This is a genomic window from Burkholderia latens, assembly GCF_001718795.1.
Classification (GTDB): Bacteria; Pseudomonadota; Gammaproteobacteria; order Burkholderiales; family Burkholderiaceae; genus Burkholderia; species Burkholderia latens_A.
On record NZ_CP013438.1, the window covers coordinates 949,516 to 965,477 of the forward strand.

Here is a 15,962-nt window from a genome sequence, read left to right on the forward strand (position 1 = left end):
CGGCGCGCGCACGCCGTCATGCATCGCGTGCCCGTCAGTTCAGCACGTCTTCCGCCGGCACGTAGGGCAGCCCGAGCGCCAGCGCGACGGCCTCGTACGTGATGTGCCCGTCGCAGACGTTCAGGCCGGCGCGCAGATGCGGATCGTCGGCCATCGCCCGCTTCCAGCCTTTGTCGGCGAGTGCGAGCGCATGGCCGAGCGTCGCGTTGTTCAATGCGAACGTCGACGTCCGTGCGACCGCGCCCGGCATGTTCGCGACACAGTAGTGGACGACGCCGTCGACGACGAACGTCGGATCGGCATGCGTCGTCGCATGCGACGTCTCGAAACAGCCGCCCTGATCGATCGCGACGTCGACGACGACGGCGCCCGTGCGCATCGTCGCGACCATGTCGCGCGTGACGAGCCGCGGTGCGGACGCACCCGGCACGAGCACCGCGCCGATCACGACGTCCGCGTCGCGCACGGCTTCTTCGATCGTGTGCGCGTTCGAGCAGACCGTCGCGATCCGGTTCGCGAAGATCAGGTCTAGCTGGCGCAGCCGGCTCACGTTCGTGTCGAGCACGGTGACGCGTGCGCCGAGGCCGACCGCCATCTGGAGTGCGCCGGTGCCCACGACGCCGGCGCCGAGGATCACCACGTGCGCGGCCGGCACGCCGGGTACGCCGGCCATCAGCACGCCGCGGCCGCCGCGCGGGCTCTCGAGGTGGGTCGCGGCGACCTGGATCGACATACGACCCGCGACTTCGCTCATCGGCGCGAGCAACGGCAGGCCGCCGCCGGGCCCCGTCACGGTCTCGTACCCGATGCAGACCGCGCCGGATTTCACCAGCGCGGCCGCCTGCTCGGGATCGGGCGCGAGGTGCAGGTAGGTGTAAAGAATTTGCCCGCGCCGCAGCATCGCGCATTCGGCCGGCTGCGGCTCCTTGACCTTGATGATCATGTCGGCGCGCGCGAAGACGTCGCCGGCGTCGTCGGCCAGCATGGCGCCCGCGGCCGTGTAGTCGTCGTCGAGCAGGCCGATTGCCGTGCCCGCACCACGCTGCACGAGCACGCGATGCCCATGCCGCGTGAGCTCGCGTGCGCCGGCCGGGGTAAGGCCGACGCGATATTCATGGTTCTTGATCTCTTTCGGCACGCCGATCAGCATGAGTCGCCTCCATGGGTATGCGTCGTTGTCGTCATGCGTGCGCGTATCGGCGAACCGCACGGACGGAGCCGTTGCGCATGCATCGTTCGATCGCCGTATCGGAATAAAAAAAGGGTAGCGGTGGCCGAGGGGAAGTCAAGCAACCAGCCGCTCCCGGGACCGCGCACTGCGGCGCAGCACGCGGTGCCGCGCCGCGCGACGTCGCCATGCGTGCGGCGCGCGCCATCCTCACGCGCTTCGACTTCCGGATTTTTCAATTATTGCGGTTTTGGATGCAATGAATTGCATTTATACCTTTGGCACTGGAACCGGTTCCATTTATAATTCGCCGCACTCGTAACCGGGCCCGACATTACGGTCGTGCACGTTGCGCTTGCCGTGGGCCGGCGCGGCGCCTAAGTTGAACCAGGGCCACGGCGATGACGGACAGATAGCGGCCGTAGCCGTGTATTTGTCAGACGATCAGACCCGCGAAGAGGTCGAGGCTGCACAGTCGCCGGTACGACGCGCGCAGCTGCATGACGGCGCCGCCGCGTAACGGGCGGCCGGCGCCCGTATCGACGTTGTGCGCAACACCGCAAGAACAGGACGGCCGGCCGCGCGCGGCATGGCTGCCGTGTCGGGCATGCCGCATGCGAATGCGCGTGCCCGGGCCACGCTCCCCAACGATCAACATCCGACCATGTCCACGCCACCCGACAAACCCAATTCGCGTCGACGCTTTCTGCGCACGTCGTTCGCGCTCGTGCCGATCGCATCGGTCGCCGGTTGCGACCTGCGCTCGTCGTCATCGACTGCCGGCACGGCCGCCAATGCCTCGGCGGCATCGGCCGGCGCCGAGCGCGCGCCGTACAAGCCGACATTCTTCGATGCGAAGGAGTGGGCGTTCGTGCAAGCCGCCGTCGACCGGCTGATTCCGGCCGACGCCGAAGGCCCCGGCGCACTCGAATCCGGCGTACCGGAATTCATCGACCGCCAGCTGGAAACGCCGTATGCGCATGGCGCCACGTGGTACATGCAGGGGCCGTTCCAGCAGGGTGTGCCCGAGCTCGGCTACCAGCTGAAGCTCGTGCCGCGCGACATCTACCGGCTCGGCATCGCGGCGGTCAACCGCTATTGCGAAAAGACCCATGGCAACGCATTCGCCGATCTCGACGCGCCGACCCGCGACACCGTGCTCGGCGCGCTGGAAAAAGGCGACGCGCAGATCGACGACGTGCCGTCCGCCGTGTTCTTCGGCCAGTTGCTGCAGAACACGCGCGAAGGCTACTTCTGCGACCCGGTGCACGGCGGCAACCGCGACATGGCCGCGTGGAAGATGATCGGTTTTCCGGGGGCGCGCGCCGACTTCATGGACTTCGTCAACCAGAACGGCAAGCCGTATCCGTACGGCCCGGTTTCGATCAACGGGGAGCGCAGCTGATGGCAGCAGAAAAGAAGCCGCATGTCGATGCGGTGATCGTCGGCTTTGGATGGACCGGCGCGATTCTCGCGAAGGAACTGACCGAAGCGGGCCTGAACGTCGTCGCGCTCGAGCGTGGCGAGTATCGCGACACCTATCCGGACGGCGCGTATCCGAACACGATCGACGAGCTGACCTACAACGTTCGCAAGAAGCTGTTCCTCGACCTGTCGAAGACGACCGTGTCGATCCGCCACGGCGTTCAGGACACCGCGCTGCCGTACCGGCAGCTTGCCGCGTTCCTGCCGGGCGAAGGCGTCGGCGGCGCGGGGCTGCACTGGTCGGGCGTGCATTTCCGGATCACGCCGGAAGAGCTGCGCCTGCGCAGCCACTACGAAGAACGCTACGGCAAGAAGTTCATCCCCGAAGGGATGACGATCCAGGACACGGGCGTCAGCTACGACGAGCTGGAGCCGCATTTCGACTTCGCCGAGAAGGTGTTCGGCACGTCGGGGCAGGCGTATAGGGTCGGCGGCAAGGTGGTCGGCGACGGCAACGTGTTCGAGGCGAACCGCAGCGACAATTTTCCGCTGCCCGCGCAGCTCAACACGTACTCCGCGCAACGCTTCTTCGATGCCGCGAAGTCGCTCGGGCTGCACCCTTACCGGCTGCCGTCGGCGAACACGTCCGGGCCGTACACGAACCCGTACGGCGTGCAGATGGGGCCGTGCAATTTCTGCGGCTACTGCAGCGGCTATGCGTGCTACATGTATTCGAAGGCGTCGCCGAACCTGAACATCCTGCCCGCGCTGAAGCAGGCGCCGAACTTCGAGCTGCGCTCGAAGTGCCATGTGCTGCGCGTGGATCTCGACGACACGAAAAAACGCGCGACGGGCGTCACGTACGTCGATCCGGCCGGCCGCGAGGTGCATCAGCCCGCCGATCTCGTGATCGTCGCCGCGTTCCAGTATCACAACGTGCACCTGCTGCTGCTGTCGGGAATCGGCAAGCCGTACGACCCGATCTCGGGCGAAGGCGTCGTGGGCCGCAATTTCGCGTACCAGAACCTGTCGACGATCAAGGCGTTCTTCGACAAGGACACCTACACGAACCCGTTCATCGGCGCGGGCGGCAACGGTGTCGCGGTAGACGACTTCAACGCGGACAACTTCGACCACGGCCCGCTCGGCTTCGTCGGCGGCTCGCCGCTCTGGGTGAACCAGGCCGGCGTGAAGCCGATCAGCGGCATCGCGACGCCGCCGGGCACGCCGCAGTGGGGCTCCGCATGGAAGAAGGCCGTGAAGGACAACTACGCGCATACGATCTCGATGGACGCGCATGGCACGAACATGTCGTACCGCGACGTGTATCTCGACCTCGATCCGACCTATCGCGATTCGTACGGCCAGCCGCTGTTGCGGATGACCTTCGACTGGAAGGACAACGACATCAAGATGGCGCAGTACGTGACCGGCCAGATGAAGAAGATCGCGCAGGCGATGGGGCCGAAGGCGATCGGCGTGTCGACGCGCGAGTTCGGCAAGCACTTCGATACGCGTGCGTACCAGACGACGCACCTGGTCGGCGGCGCGATCATGGGCACCGATCCGAAAACGAGCGTGCTGAACCGGTACCTGCAGTGCTGGGACGTGCACAACGTGTTCGTGATGGGCGCATCGGCGCTGCCGCAGGGCATCGGCTACAACCCGACCGGGATCGTCGCGGCACTGGCTTATTGGTCGGCACGCGCGATTCGCGAGCAATACCTGAAAAATCCCGCCCCGCTGGTGACCGCATGACAAGGACGATGAACCACCACAATGCCGCGCGTTACTCGGCTACGCTGCGGCGCGCACTGGCGATCGCCACGGCATGGGCGGCGGTCGGTCTCGCCGGCGGCCACGCTTGCGCGCAACCGTCGGCATCGGCGGCGGTTTCCGGCCCGGCGGCCCAGTCGACCCCGACAGCCGACGCGAGCCTGATCAAGCGAGGCGAATATCTCGCACGCGCCGGCGACTGCGTCGCCTGTCACACCGCGATCGGCGGCAAGCCGTTCGCGGGCGGTCTGAAGTTCGACACGCCGATCGGCGCGATCTATTCGACGAACATCACGCCGGATCCGAAGACGGGCCTCGGCGGCTGGACGCTCGACGATTTCAGCCGCGCGGTGCGCGAGGGCGTGCGCAAGAACGGCGACACGATGTATCCGGCGATGCCGTACCCGTCGTACGCACGTCTCACCGACGACGACGTGAAGGCGCTGTATGCATACTTCATGCACGGCGTCGCGCCGGTCGAGCGCGAGAACCGCAACGTGGATATCGTGTGGCCGCTGTCGATGCGCTGGCCGCTGACGTTCTGGCGCAAGATGTTCGCGCCGGCGCCGAAGCCGTTCGACGCGGCGCCGTACACCGATCCGGTGGTCGCGCGGGGCGCTTATCTGGTGCAGGGGCTCGGCCATTGCGGCGCGTGCCATACGCCGCGTGCGGCGACGATGCAGGAGCGCGCGCTGACCGACTCGGGCGGCCTCGATTTCCTGGCCGGCGGCGCTGCGATCGACGGGTGGGTGCCGACGAGCCTGCGCGGCGAGCCGCGCACCGGGCTCGGCGCGTGGAACGAAGCCGAGATCGTGCAGTTCCTGAAGACGGGCCGCACGCTGCGCACGGCCGCGTTCGGCGGGATGACCGACGTGGTCGGCCACAGCATGCAGCACATGACCGACGGCGACCTGACCGCGATCGCGCGCTATCTGAAGACGCTGCCGCCGCGCGTGCAGGGCGAGCAGCCGCACGTGTACGACGCGGCCGCCGCGAAGGCGCTGCAGGCGGGCGATGCGAGCAAGCCCGGGGCGGCCGTCTATCGCGACAACTGCATGGCGTGCCACCGCAGCGACGGCCACGGCTACACGCGCGTGTTTCCGGCGCTCGCCGGCAACCCGGTCGTGCAGGGCGACGATCCGACGTCGCTGATCCACGTCGTGCTCGAAGGCAGCGCGCTGGTCGGTACGCGCACCGCACCGTCGACCTTCACGATGCCGCCGTTCGGATGGCGTTTGTCCGACCAGGAAGTCGCGGACGTGTCGAACTTCGTACGCACCAGCTGGGGTAACACCGGCGCGCCGATCACGGCCGCGCAAGTCGCGAAGGTGCGCAAGAGCGTGCCGTCGACGCGGCCCGAGCCGCCGCCCGGCGCGCGGTTCCCGCAGGCGTCGCGTTGACGCACGGTGCGGGGCACGACTCCCGCCATTCGATCCGCGTGGCGGGAGTCGTGCCCCGCCAGGTCGGCCGCGTCGGCATGCGGCTTTGCCGTACACAGGGGTTGCACCCCGGGATGGCGCGCTACGCCGTGAATTTTTCGCGGCGGCGCGCCATTTTTTCGTCTCATCCCTTATCCTTTGAATCTTGAACCTTACTAAATAGTTACAAGACCTTGGGAGGGGGGATGCCTCATGACGTCAGCCTGATTGCATTGCTCGCGGCCGGCTTCGGACTCGCGATGATCTTCGGTTACCTCGCTTCGCTGCTGAAAATGCCGCCGCTCGTCGGCTATTTGCTCGCCGGGATCGTGATCGGTCCCGGCACGCCCGGTTTCGTCGGCGATCTGTCGCTTGCGCAGCAGCTCGCAGAAGTCGGCGTGATGCTGTTGATGTTCGGCGTCGGCCTGCATTTCTCGCTCGGCGATCTCCTCGCGGTGCGCAAGATCGCGCTGCCGGGGGCCATCGTGCAGATCACCGTCGCGACGCTGCTCGGCGGCGGCCTGGCACTCGCGTGGGGCTGGAGCCCGGGTGCTGCGCTGGTCTTTGGGCTCGCGCTGTCGGTCGCGAGCACCGTCGTGCTGTTGCGCGCGCTCGAAGGGCGCGGGCTGGTCGAGACGGTGAACGGACGCATCGCGGTCGGCTGGCTCGTCGTCGAGGATCTCGTGATGGTGCTCGTGCTGGTGCTGCTGCCGCCCGTCGCGGGGCTGCTCGGCGGCACGCCGCCCGGCGATTCTCATGCACCCGGCGGCGGCGTATGGAGCACGCTCGGCGTCACGATGCTCAAGGTTGCCGCATTCATCGCGCTGATGCTCGTGGTCGGCAAGCGCGTGTTCCCGCGCGTTCTGTGGCTCGTCGCACGCACCGGTTCGCGCGAGCTTTTCACGCTTTGCATGATCGCGGCGGCGGTCGGCATCGCGTTCGGCGCTGCGAAGCTGTTCGACGTGTCGTTCGCGCTCGGCGCGTTCTTCGCCGGGATGATGATGCGCGAATCGGAGTTCAGCCGGCGCGCGGCCGACGAGACGCTGCCGCTGCGCGACGCGTTCTCGGTGCTGTTCTTCATTTCGGTCGGGATGCTGTTCGATCCGAAGGTGCTGCTCGCGGAGCCGCTGCACGTAATCGAGGTCGCGGCGATCGTTCTGATCGGCAAGACACTCGCCGCGGTCGCGCTCGTGATCGCGTTCCGCTATCCGCTGAACACCGCGCTGACGGTCGGCGCGGGCCTCGCGCAGATCGGCGAGTTTTCGTTCATCCTCGCGGGGCTCGGCCGCGCGCTCGGGCTGCTGTCGGCCGAAGGACAGAGCCTGATTCTCGCGGTGGCGCTGATCTCGATCGCGATGAACACGTTACTGTTCGCGATGATCGATCCGGCGCTCGCGTGGATCCGCAAGCATTCGGCATTCGCACGCAAGCTCGAGGCGCGCGACGATCCGCTCGCCGCGCTGCCGATGTCGACGCCGCAGACGCACTTGACCGGGCAAGTCGTGATCGTCGGCTACGGCAAGGTCGGCACGCGGATCGCGCATGCGCTGGACGAACGCGGGATCGCCTATGTCGTCGTCGAGCAGAACCGCGAGCTCGTCGAGAAGCTGCGCGCGGACGGCGTCGCGGCCGTGTCGGGCGACGCGATCGAGCCGATCGTGCTCGTGCAGGCACATATCGCGCGCGCCGGGATGCTGGTCGTCACGCTGCCGGATGTGTTCGACGTGCGGCAGATCGTCGAGATCTCGCGCACGCTGAACCCGGCGCTGGAGGTCGTGCTGTGCACGAACAGCAGCGACGAGGCCGATTTGCTGGCGAGCGAAGGCGTGGGCACCGTATTCATGGGCGAAAGCGAACTCGCGCGCGGGATGACCGAGCACGTACTCGGCAGGATGGCGAAGCCGGTGGCGGCTGCGCATTGAGCGGCGCGGCCGCCGTCGAGCCGATGGCAGGATTGCGCGGCCCGGCGCAAGGCCGAGTGCCGTTCGACGCGAGCGGCGGGCGGCCGTGTTCGCTGGCGGCGGCGCCCGGCGTCACGCGTCAGCCTGCCTCCGCTTTCGTCTGCATGGTCGCGCCGGGTTGCGCGGCCGTCTTCACGGTCGCCGCTGCGCTCGCTGTGTTCTGAGCGCGCGCCGTGTTCGCCGGTGTCGCGGCCTTCGGCGTTGCGACCGTCTTCTGCGGCGCCGCCTTGCCCGGCACATTCGGCGTCGGCTCGACCGGTGCATCGGGCGGCACGCCGAGCAGTTGCAGCGAGCCGCTCGTAATCGACGAGAACACCGGGCCGGCCACCGTACCACCGTAGTAGCCCTTGCCGCGCGGCTCGTCGATCATGACCGCGACGATCAGGCGCGGGTTGCTCATCGGCGCCATTCCGGCAAACAGCGCGCGGTACTTCCCCTTCGCATAGCTCGCGCCGACCTGCTTGCGCGCGGTGCCGGTCTTGCCGCCGATCCGGTAGCCGTCCACGCGCGCACGGCGCCCCGTGCCGCCTTCGCCAACCGCCGCCTCGAGCATCGCGCGGATTGCGGCGGCCGTCTGCGGCGACGTCACGCGGTGGCCGCGATGCGCATCGGTGGTCTGCGGATCGGTGCCGTTCTTCAGCAGCGACACCGGATGCAGCGTGCCGTCTCCCGCATACGCGGTGTAGGTCTGCGCGATCTGCAGCAGCGACATCGACAGCCCATAGCCATACGCCATCGTCGCCTGCTCGATCGGCCGCCAGCGCTTGTAGCCGCGCAAGCGGCCCGAGGCGACGCCCGGGAACGTCAGCTCCGGCGCGCGGCCGATCCCGTATTCCTGATACTTGTTCCAGATCGTTTCGGCGGGCAGATTCAGCGCGAGCTTGGCGAGCGCGACGTTGCTCGACTTCTGCAGCGCCTGCGACACCGTCAGCGAGCCGTGATTCGACGTATCGTGGATCACGGCCGGGCCGATCTTGTACGTGCCCGGCGACGTATTGATGATCGTGTTCGGCGTGACCTTGCGCTCGTCGATCGACAGCGCGACGACGAGCGGCTTGATCGTCGAGCCCGGCTCGAACGTATCGATTACCGCGCGATTGCGCAGTTGCTGGCCCGTAAGGCGTGCGCGGTCGTTCGGATCGAAGGTCGGATAGTTCGCGAGCGCGAGGATCTCGCCGTTCTGCGCGTCGAGCACGACGACGCTGCCGGCCACGGCGTTGTTCTCGAGCACTGCGGCCTTCAGCTGACTGAACGCGAGCTGCTGGATGCGCCGGTCGATCGTCAGCTCGATCGTCGCGCCGTGCTGCGCGGGGACGAGCGGCCGCGTGTCCGACACGATGCGCCCGAGCCGGTCGCGGATCACCTCGCGCTGTCCGGACGTGCCGGACAGCCGCGCGTTGGCCGCGAGCTCGACACCCTCCTGGCCCTTGTCCTCGACGTTCGTGAAACCGACCACGTGCGCGGCCGATTCACCTTCCGGATAGAAGCGCTTCGAATCGGCGATCTGCGTGATGCCGTCGATGCCGAGCTTGTCGAGCCGGCTCGCGGTGTCCGCGTCGATCTGCCGCTTGAGCAGCACGAACGTCCGATCGTTGCGCAGCCGGCGCTTCACTTCCGCGAGCGGCATGTCGAGCAGCTTCGCGATTTGCGGATAGTCGACTTCGGCAACCTGTTTCGGGTTCGCCCAGATCTCGTAGGTCGACAGGCTGACGGCGAGCATCGCGCCGTTGCGGTCGACGATGCGCCCGCGCATCGCATCCAGCTCGATCGTGCGCTGATAGCGCTTCTGGCCTTGCCCGACATAGAAATCCTGGTTCGCGACCTGCACCCAGAACGCGCGGCCGATCAGCGCGGCGAAACCGACGGACACCATGATCACGACCAGTTTCGAGCGCCACATCGGCAGGCGCGACGCGAGCATTGGATGCTTGGTCGCCGCGGCGTAGGGATCGGCGGGGTGGGTCTTCTTTTTCACGCTCATGCAAGGGCCGGGTGGGGCCGCCGGACGGCGGCAGGTCAGTCGGAATAATGGGATTGTAATAAATGAGTAAACGTCGTGTGGGGAAACTGTAGTCGGTCGTGCGTGAAGCCGGTGTGTTTTTGTTCGGCACGCCCGAGCACGATGGCAGCGAGCGGGAAACGGGGGAGCGGGTATCACCGGGGCAGCCGGGCATCACGCACTGACGGCGGCGTCGTAATCGTTTTCAGGTGTAATCGTTTTCCGCAGTCCGGCGAACCCGGCCCCGATTAATACCGGCCTCGGAAAATAAAAAGCGCCTCACGAGAGGCGCCGTTATTGCTGAATATCGAAATGAATTGCGTAGAAACGGGATAAACCCGGAAACCGCTGACGAATATCGTCAAAAATACCTATCGGGCGACGGAAATAAATTCCTGGTATTCGGGCTGCGCGGTGGAACGATCTACCGCCTGAAGTCGCCACGCGCCGTCGGGATGCTCGCCGGTCAGCACCGCCGGACCCTGTTCGCGCTGCGTCGCGCTGAACGACAGCCCCTTCAGCTGGCACAGCGCGTTGCCGCCGTCGGCCGCGCACAGCGCCATCGCGCCTTCGACGTCGCGGACCTTGCCCCAGGCGGGAAGATCGATACCCTGATGGGCCTCGCGCGACCACAGCCCCTCGTCGGTATCGACCCATAGCACCGCGAACGAATGCCGGGTTGCCGATTCGCTGCCATTAATCCGAATGGTGAGGCGCATTGGATCGTCTCCTGAAAATGGGAAATCACACATCGACCGTTTAAGTTTGAACAGTCTAGATAGACTGCAGTGAAACGCAAGTGATAATCCGCAATAAACGTGCATCGGGCCTATTTGAATTTCTGGTGAAAGGATGTCTGACGATCCGGCGCGATTTCCGCGTCACGCGCCAACGCAGGCCGCGCTGCGATTCGCGCACCGGAACCCGCCGACAGCGCCCACGGTGATGCGATGACTTGCGCCGGCCGCGTCGAAGTGTCGCGCGTCGGCGAACGTCGGCATCGGCATCGGCGCTGCCGTCGGCGCAACGCGCGGCGCGGGCCCAATGCGTTCGCGGTGCTGCTGCAAGAAGGGGCGCGCCTCCACCGGTGCGGCGGGCGACACACTCCGACATTCCGCATACAAATCCACACACTTTCACGAAACTTTCGGGACAGACTTGCGGGCGATCAGGCCCCACACTGCGAGTTTCCCGATCCTGTGCCCCGGACGCCCGTTCGGGGCGGGCCGCCGCCTCGTGCCGGAGACGCGATCGACGCGATCGTGGGCCGCCGCGCTCGGGAATCCGCCGGGGTGAACGTACGCCTCGGCCCACGCCGACGGCAGCACGCTGCTCCGCGATCCGGGGCGGTCGCGCCGTGCGGCCGATTCTTCGAAGGAGACTATCGTGCTGATCTGGAAAACCGCGTTGTCGCTGAACTGGCGCACGAGCCTCGTATCGCCGGCCAGCGCGCCGGTCGCGGCGGCCAACGTCGGCCGGCTGGTGCTCACCGGCGCGACCGGCTTCATCGGCAGCACCGTACTTACGGCGCTCGTGAACGCGGGGCTGCTCGAGCGGATCGTGTGCGTCGTGCGTGCCGAGAATCGCGGCCACGCGGTTGCGCGAGTGCGCGAAGCGGCGTTGCGCGCAGGCCTTGCGCCGTACTGGGCGGCGCGTCTGAGTGATGCGAACGTAATCGTCGGCTCGCTCGGCGACGTATGGGAGAGCGCCGACGCGACGCGCCTGGCCGGCGCGACGCACGTGATTCACTGCGCGGGCCATGCGTCACCCGCCGACGGCGCGCATCTGCGCGCGGACCTCGCCGATTCGGTGAGCTTCGCCGCGCGTTTCGCGCCCGCGCCGCGGCTGCAGCGTTTCGTCTACGTCGGCACCGCGTATGCGCATGCGGGGCGCGGCGGAATCGTGCGCGAGGACGCACAGGACGATGCGACGGCGCGCGATGACTGCCTGCCCGGCGCAGTACTCGCGGCGGACTACCTGCATGCGAAGGCGGAAACGGAGCAGCGCCTGCGGGCGCTCGGGTTGCCGCTGGTCGTCGTGCGACCGTCGCACGTGGTCGGGCACACGGTGCTCGGTACGCGCCCGGCGCCGAATTCGTTCTGGATGTTCCGCGTCGCGCATGCGGCACGACGTTTCACCGCGCGGCCGATGACGCGCATCGACATCGTGTCGGTCGACGACGTCGCACGCGCGACAATGCTGCTCGCGGTGAAGCCGACGTTGATGCACGACGTGTACCACGTGTCGGCCGGCGACGAGGCGCCGCAGGTCGCGCAGATCGTTCGGGCGATGGACGAGGCGGCGGGGATGACGGGCGCGCCGCGCTACGCCGCGTGCGCGCCGGCCGAGCTGCCGCTCGTGGTGCGCGACGTGCTCGGGCGGACCGATCCGGCGCTCGAGCGCGTGATCGGCCGGGCGCTGCGGCGCTGCGCTGAATTCGCGACGGTCGATCGCGTGTTCGACAACCGCCGCGTGCGCGACGAGATCGATTTCGAGCCGCTGCCGTTCCTTGACTACGTCGAGGAGTGCATGCGCACGTCGCGCGGCGTTGCGGTCACCGAGCTGATGCGGGGCGCGGTGCACTGACGGGTACGCCATCCGCGCTGATGCCGGGTCCGACCCGCCGCGATTCGCTGTCGCGCGAGCGTTCGCGGCGGTCCGCCGGCCGCAGCCTCTACGACGTGCTGCCGAGCTCGATCAGCCGGTCGAGCGCACGGTAAATCTCGTCCAGACCGTCCTCGCCGAAACGTGCTTCGAGCTGGCGATACTGCTCGTCGATGCGCGGACCGATTTCGGTCACCAGCTTCCTGCTTTGCGGCGTCAGGCTCACCAGCAGCCGGCGCTGGTCCTCCTGCGCGCGCGTGCGCGTAATCAGCCCGTCGCGTTCCATCCGTTCCAGCACGCCCGTGAGGCTCGGGCTCAGAATGCAGCAGCGGCGCGCGATCTGTCCGGCTTCGAGCGCGTGCGTCGGCTCGCCGTCCAGCACGCGGATGATCCGCCATTGCTGTTCGGTCAGTGCGAATTCCTTGAGAATGGGGCGGAACAGGCCCATCAGCGTCTCGCGGGCCTCGAGCAGCAGCATGGCCAGATTGCGATGGTCGAGCGTACGGTTCATCGGGGTGGGGAATGGACGGGGACGCATCAATCTTAACAGCCAGCGGTAACGAAATTCGCATGTCAGGGTAATCGAGGTTGCCGCCGATCGATTGTTTACTTAAGATATTAAATATTGACGATGTGCCGCGGTGCGCGGCAGGGGAATGACGCATGGAGCTGTCTTGCACGACCGCCGCGGCGCCGCCGCTGCCGGTCGCCATCAGTACCGTCTACGGTGCGCTGCTCAACGAGCGCGCCGCGCTCGACGCGCTCGGCGATGCGGTGCATGCGCCGCCATATGGGCGTGCGCCGCAGGCGCCGGTGCTCTACATCAAGCCGGCCAACACGCATGCGGCCGACGGTGCGGCTGTCGTCGTGCCGGCGGGTGTCGATGCGCTGGAGATCGGCGCGTCGGTGGCGGTGGTGTTCGCGCGGCGCGCGACGCGCGTGCCGGCCGCGCGCGCGCTCGACTATTTGCATGGCTTCACGCTTGCGAGCGATGTGTCGGCCCCGCATCCCGATTACTACCGTCCGGCCGTGCGCTTCAAGTGCCGCGACGGCTTCTGCCCGCTGGGCCCCGTCATTGTGCCGGCCACCGCGCTCGCCGATGTCGACGCGCTCACGCTGACCGTGAGCGTCGACGGCGAGCCTGTCGCGTCCGCATCGACGGCCACGCTGATCCGCCCGGTGCGCGAGCTGATCGCCGACGTGACGGCCTTCATGTCGTTCGACGCCGGCGACGTGCTGCTGCTCGGCGTCGCGGGCGGCGCGCCGCTTGCGCGCGCGGGCAGCAGGATCGAGATCGCCGCGCCCGGCATCGGCACGTTGCGGCACACGCTGATTGCGGAGGAAGCACGATGAAGACGGCGCGCGTGATCTACAACGGCGCACTGCATGCGGCCGAACCGGCCGGCGACGGTGCGATCCGGCTCGACACGGGGCGCGTAATGGCGGAGGGCGCCGTGACGTGGCTGCCGCCCGTCGCGCCGCGCACGACGTTCGCGCTCGGCCTCAACTACGCGGACCACGCGAAGGAACTCGCGTTCAACGCGCCGAGCGAACCGCTGATCTTTCTGAAGGGACCCAACACGTTCATCGGCCACCGGTCGCACACGGTGCGGCCGGCGGACGCGACGCACATGCACTACGAATGCGAACTCGCGGTGGTGATCGGCCGCCCGGCGCGCAACGTGAGCCGTGCTCGGGCGATCGACTACGTGGGCGGCTACACGGTTGCGAACGACTACGCGATTCGCGACTACCTTGAAAACTACTACCGCCCGAACCTGCGCGTGAAGAACCGCGATACCTGCACGCCGCTCGGGCCGTGGTTCGTCAGCCGCGACGAGATTGGCGATGCGGGCGACCTGATGCTGCGCACGACGGTGAACGGCACGCAGACGCAGCGCGGCAGCACGCGCGACATGATCTTCGACGTCCCCGCGCTGATCGAGCACATCAGCAGTTTCATGACGCTCTCGCCGGGCGACGTGATCCTGACTGGCACGCCCGAAGGGCTGGCCGACACGAAGCCGGGCGACGAGGTCGTGACCGAAATCGAAGGAATCGGCCGGCTCGTGAATACGATCGTCGGCGAAGCAGACTACTATCGCGCCGGCTGAACCGGCCGCCCAAGGAGAGCACATGACCATCAAGCACTGGATCGACGGCCGCGAAGTCGGGAGCCGCGAGACTTTCACGACGCTGAATCCGGCGACGGGCGACGTGATTACCGACGTCGCGTCGGGTGGCGAGGCCGAAGTCGACGCGGCCGTGCGTGCGGCCAGGGAAGCGTTTCCGAAGTGGGCGAGCACGCCGGCGAAGGAGCGCGCGAAGCTGATGCGCAAGCTCGGCGAGCTGATCGAGAAGAACGTGCCGATGCTCGCAGCGCTCGAAACGCAAGACACCGGCCTGCCGATCGCGCAGACGAGCAAGCAGCTGATTCCGCGCGCATCCGAGAACTTCAACTTCTTCGCGGAGGTGTGCGTGCAGATGAACGGCCGCACGTACCCGGTCGACGACCAGATGCTCAACTACACGTTGTACCAGCCGGTCGGCGTATGCGCGCTGGTGTCGCCGTGGAACGTGCCGTTCATGACGGCGACGTGGAAGACGGCGCCGTGTCTCGCGCTCGGCAATACGGCCGTGCTGAAGATGTCGGAGCTGTCGCCGCTGACGGCCGACCAGCTTGGCCGGCTCGCGCTCGAAGCCGGTATTCCGCCGGGCGTGCTGAACGTCGTGCACGGGTATGGCGCGACGGCCGGCGACGCACTCGTGCGCCATCCCGACGTGCGTGCGGTGTCGTTTACGGGCGGCACGGTCACCGGCAAGCGGATCATGGAACGCGCGGGCCTGAAGAAATACTCGATGGAGCTCGGCGGCAAGTCGCCGGTATTGATCTTCGACGACGCCGATTTCGACCGCGCGCTCGATGCGTCGCTGTTCACGATCTTTTCGATCAACGGCGAGCGGTGTACCGCGGGCTCGCGGATCTTCGTGCAGCGCACGATCTACGACCGTTTCGTGCAGGAATTCGCGCGCCGCGCGAACAACCTGGTGGTCGGCGATCCGTCCGATCCGGCGACGCAGCTCGGCGCGATGATCACGCGGCAGCACTGGGAAAAGGTGACGGGCTACATCCGGATCGGCGAGCACGAAGGCGCGCGCGTGGTCGCGGGCGGCGCGGACAAGCCGGCGGGGCTCGCCGATCATCTGCGCGACGGCAACTTCGTGCGGCCGACCGTGTTCGCCGACGTCGACAACCGGATGCGCATCGCGCAGGAAGAGATTTTCGGCCCGGTCGCGTGTCTGATTCCGTTCGACAACGAGGAAGAAGGGCTGCGGCTCGCGAACGACACGTCGTACGGGCTCGCGTCGTACCTCTGGACGCAGGACGTCGGCAAGGTGCATCGTCTCGCGCGCGGCATCGAGGCGGGGATGGTGTTCGTGAACAGTCAAAACGTGCGCGATCTGCGCCAGCCGTTCGGCGGAGTGAAGGAGTCGGGCACCGGGCGCGAGGGCGGCGAATACAGCTTCGAGGTGTTCGCGGAAATCAAGAACGTGTGCATTTCGATGGGCTCGCATCACATTCCGCGCTGGGGCGTTTAACGGGCGCGGGC

General features: G+C 67.3%; 12 protein-coding genes. 8 read left to right on the forward strand and 4 right to left on the reverse strand.

All coding sequences use genetic code 11. The features are described from left to right. Positions 1 to 34: 34 nt before the first annotated feature. Positions 35 to 1,150, reverse strand: coding sequence for an alanine dehydrogenase (gene ald, locus WK25_RS23595; RefSeq protein WP_069243521.1), 1,116 nt, complete (start codon positions 1,148 to 1,150; stop codon positions 35 to 37). 682 nt (positions 1,151 to 1,832) lie between these two features. Here ald and WK25_RS23605 point away from each other — a divergent pair. From WK25_RS23605 to WK25_RS23620, 4 genes are all read left to right on the forward strand, one after another. Next, positions 1,833 to 2,573, forward strand: coding sequence for a gluconate 2-dehydrogenase subunit 3 family protein (locus WK25_RS23605; protein ID WP_069242892.1), 741 nt, complete (start codon positions 1,833 to 1,835; stop codon positions 2,571 to 2,573). After that, on the forward strand, positions 2,573 to 4,351 hold the full coding sequence (locus WK25_RS23610; protein ID WP_040139670.1) for a GMC family oxidoreductase: 1,779 nt from the start codon (positions 2,573 to 2,575) through the stop codon (positions 4,349 to 4,351). Before WK25_RS23605 ends, WK25_RS23610 begins: the two co-directional genes overlap by 1 nt. Continuing rightward, complete coding sequence (locus tag WK25_RS23615) at positions 4,348 to 5,769, forward strand: cytochrome c (RefSeq protein WP_069242893.1); 1,422 nt, start codon at positions 4,348 to 4,350, stop codon at positions 5,767 to 5,769. The genes WK25_RS23610 and WK25_RS23615 overlap by 4 nt, the downstream gene beginning before the upstream one ends. A gap of 224 nt (positions 5,770 to 5,993) precedes the next feature. After that, entirely contained in the window at positions 5,994 to 7,709 is a 1,716-nt protein-coding gene (locus WK25_RS23620) for a cation:proton antiporter (protein ID WP_059546747.1), read from the forward strand. 118 nt (positions 7,710 to 7,827) lie between these two features. Here WK25_RS23620 and WK25_RS23625 read toward each other — a convergent pair whose 3' ends face one another. Further along, entirely contained in the window at positions 7,828 to 9,729 is a 1,902-nt protein-coding gene (locus WK25_RS23625) for a peptidoglycan D,D-transpeptidase FtsI family protein (RefSeq protein ID WP_069242894.1), read from the reverse strand. 389 nt (positions 9,730 to 10,118) lie between these two features. After that, entirely contained in the window at positions 10,119 to 10,466 is a 348-nt protein-coding gene (locus tag WK25_RS23630) for a DUF3564 family protein (RefSeq protein WP_040139674.1), read from the reverse strand. 667 nt (positions 10,467 to 11,133) lie between these two features. On the opposite strand from WK25_RS23630, the gene WK25_RS23640 reads away from it, so the two are divergent. After that, positions 11,134 to 12,333 carry an SDR family oxidoreductase gene (locus tag WK25_RS23640; protein ID WP_040139676.1) on the forward strand — a complete coding sequence of 400 codons (1,200 nt, stop codon included), beginning with the start codon at positions 11,134 to 11,136 and terminating at the stop codon, positions 12,331 to 12,333. 88 nt (positions 12,334 to 12,421) lie between these two features. Here WK25_RS23640 and hpaR read toward each other — a convergent pair whose 3' ends face one another. After that, positions 12,422 to 12,862 carry a homoprotocatechuate degradation operon regulator HpaR gene (gene hpaR, locus WK25_RS23645; RefSeq protein ID WP_040139677.1) on the reverse strand — a complete coding sequence of 147 codons (441 nt, stop codon included), beginning with the start codon at positions 12,860 to 12,862 and terminating at the stop codon, positions 12,422 to 12,424. A gap of 152 nt (positions 12,863 to 13,014) precedes the next feature. Here hpaR and WK25_RS23650 point away from each other — a divergent pair, with 152 nt between their 5' ends. From WK25_RS23650 to hpaE, 3 genes are read left to right on the forward strand one after another with little or no spacing between them, the layout of a single operon-like run. Beyond that, complete coding sequence (locus WK25_RS23650) at positions 13,015 to 13,704, forward strand: fumarylacetoacetate hydrolase family protein (protein ID WP_069242896.1); 690 nt, start codon at positions 13,015 to 13,017, stop codon at positions 13,702 to 13,704. Beyond that, on the forward strand, positions 13,701 to 14,465 hold the full coding sequence (locus WK25_RS23655) for a fumarylacetoacetate hydrolase family protein (protein ID WP_069242897.1): 765 nt from the start codon (positions 13,701 to 13,703) through the stop codon (positions 14,463 to 14,465). The genes WK25_RS23650 and WK25_RS23655 overlap by 4 nt, the downstream gene beginning before the upstream one ends. 22 nt (positions 14,466 to 14,487) lie before the next feature. Continuing rightward, positions 14,488 to 15,951: a 5-carboxymethyl-2-hydroxymuconate semialdehyde dehydrogenase gene (gene hpaE / locus WK25_RS23660; protein WP_040139680.1), complete on the forward strand. Its 1,464-nt coding sequence runs from the start codon at positions 14,488 to 14,490 to the stop codon at positions 15,949 to 15,951. Positions 15,952 to 15,962 lie beyond the last annotated feature (11 nt).

Coding starts and splice junctions, on each gene's coding strand:
- ald (WP_069243521.1), bottom strand. CDS start 1,150: ATGCTGATCGGCGTGCCGAAAGAGATCAAGAACCATGAATATCGCGTC.
- WK25_RS23610 (WP_040139670.1), top strand. CDS start 2,573: ATGGCAGCAGAAAAGAAGCCGCATGTCGATGCGGTGATCGTCGGCTTT.
- WK25_RS23630 (WP_040139674.1), bottom strand. CDS start 10,466: ATGCGCCTCACCATTCGGATTAATGGCAGCGAATCGGCAACCCGGCAT.
- hpaE (WP_040139680.1), top strand. CDS start 14,488: ATGACCATCAAGCACTGGATCGACGGCCGCGAAGTCGGGAGCCGCGAG.
- WK25_RS23605 (WP_069242892.1), top strand. CDS start 1,833: ATGTCCACGCCACCCGACAAACCCAATTCGCGTCGACGCTTTCTGCGC.
- WK25_RS23655 (WP_069242897.1), top strand. CDS start 13,701: ATGAAGACGGCGCGCGTGATCTACAACGGCGCACTGCATGCGGCCGAA.
- WK25_RS23650 (WP_069242896.1), top strand. CDS start 13,015: ATGGAGCTGTCTTGCACGACCGCCGCGGCGCCGCCGCTGCCGGTCGCC.
- WK25_RS23620 (WP_059546747.1), top strand. CDS start 5,994: ATGCCTCATGACGTCAGCCTGATTGCATTGCTCGCGGCCGGCTTCGGA.
- WK25_RS23615 (WP_069242893.1), top strand. CDS start 4,348: ATGACAAGGACGATGAACCACCACAATGCCGCGCGTTACTCGGCTACG.
- WK25_RS23625 (WP_069242894.1), bottom strand. CDS start 9,729: ATGAGCGTGAAAAAGAAGACCCACCCCGCCGATCCCTACGCCGCGGCG.
- hpaR (WP_040139677.1), bottom strand. CDS start 12,862: ATGAACCGTACGCTCGACCATCGCAATCTGGCCATGCTGCTGCTCGAG.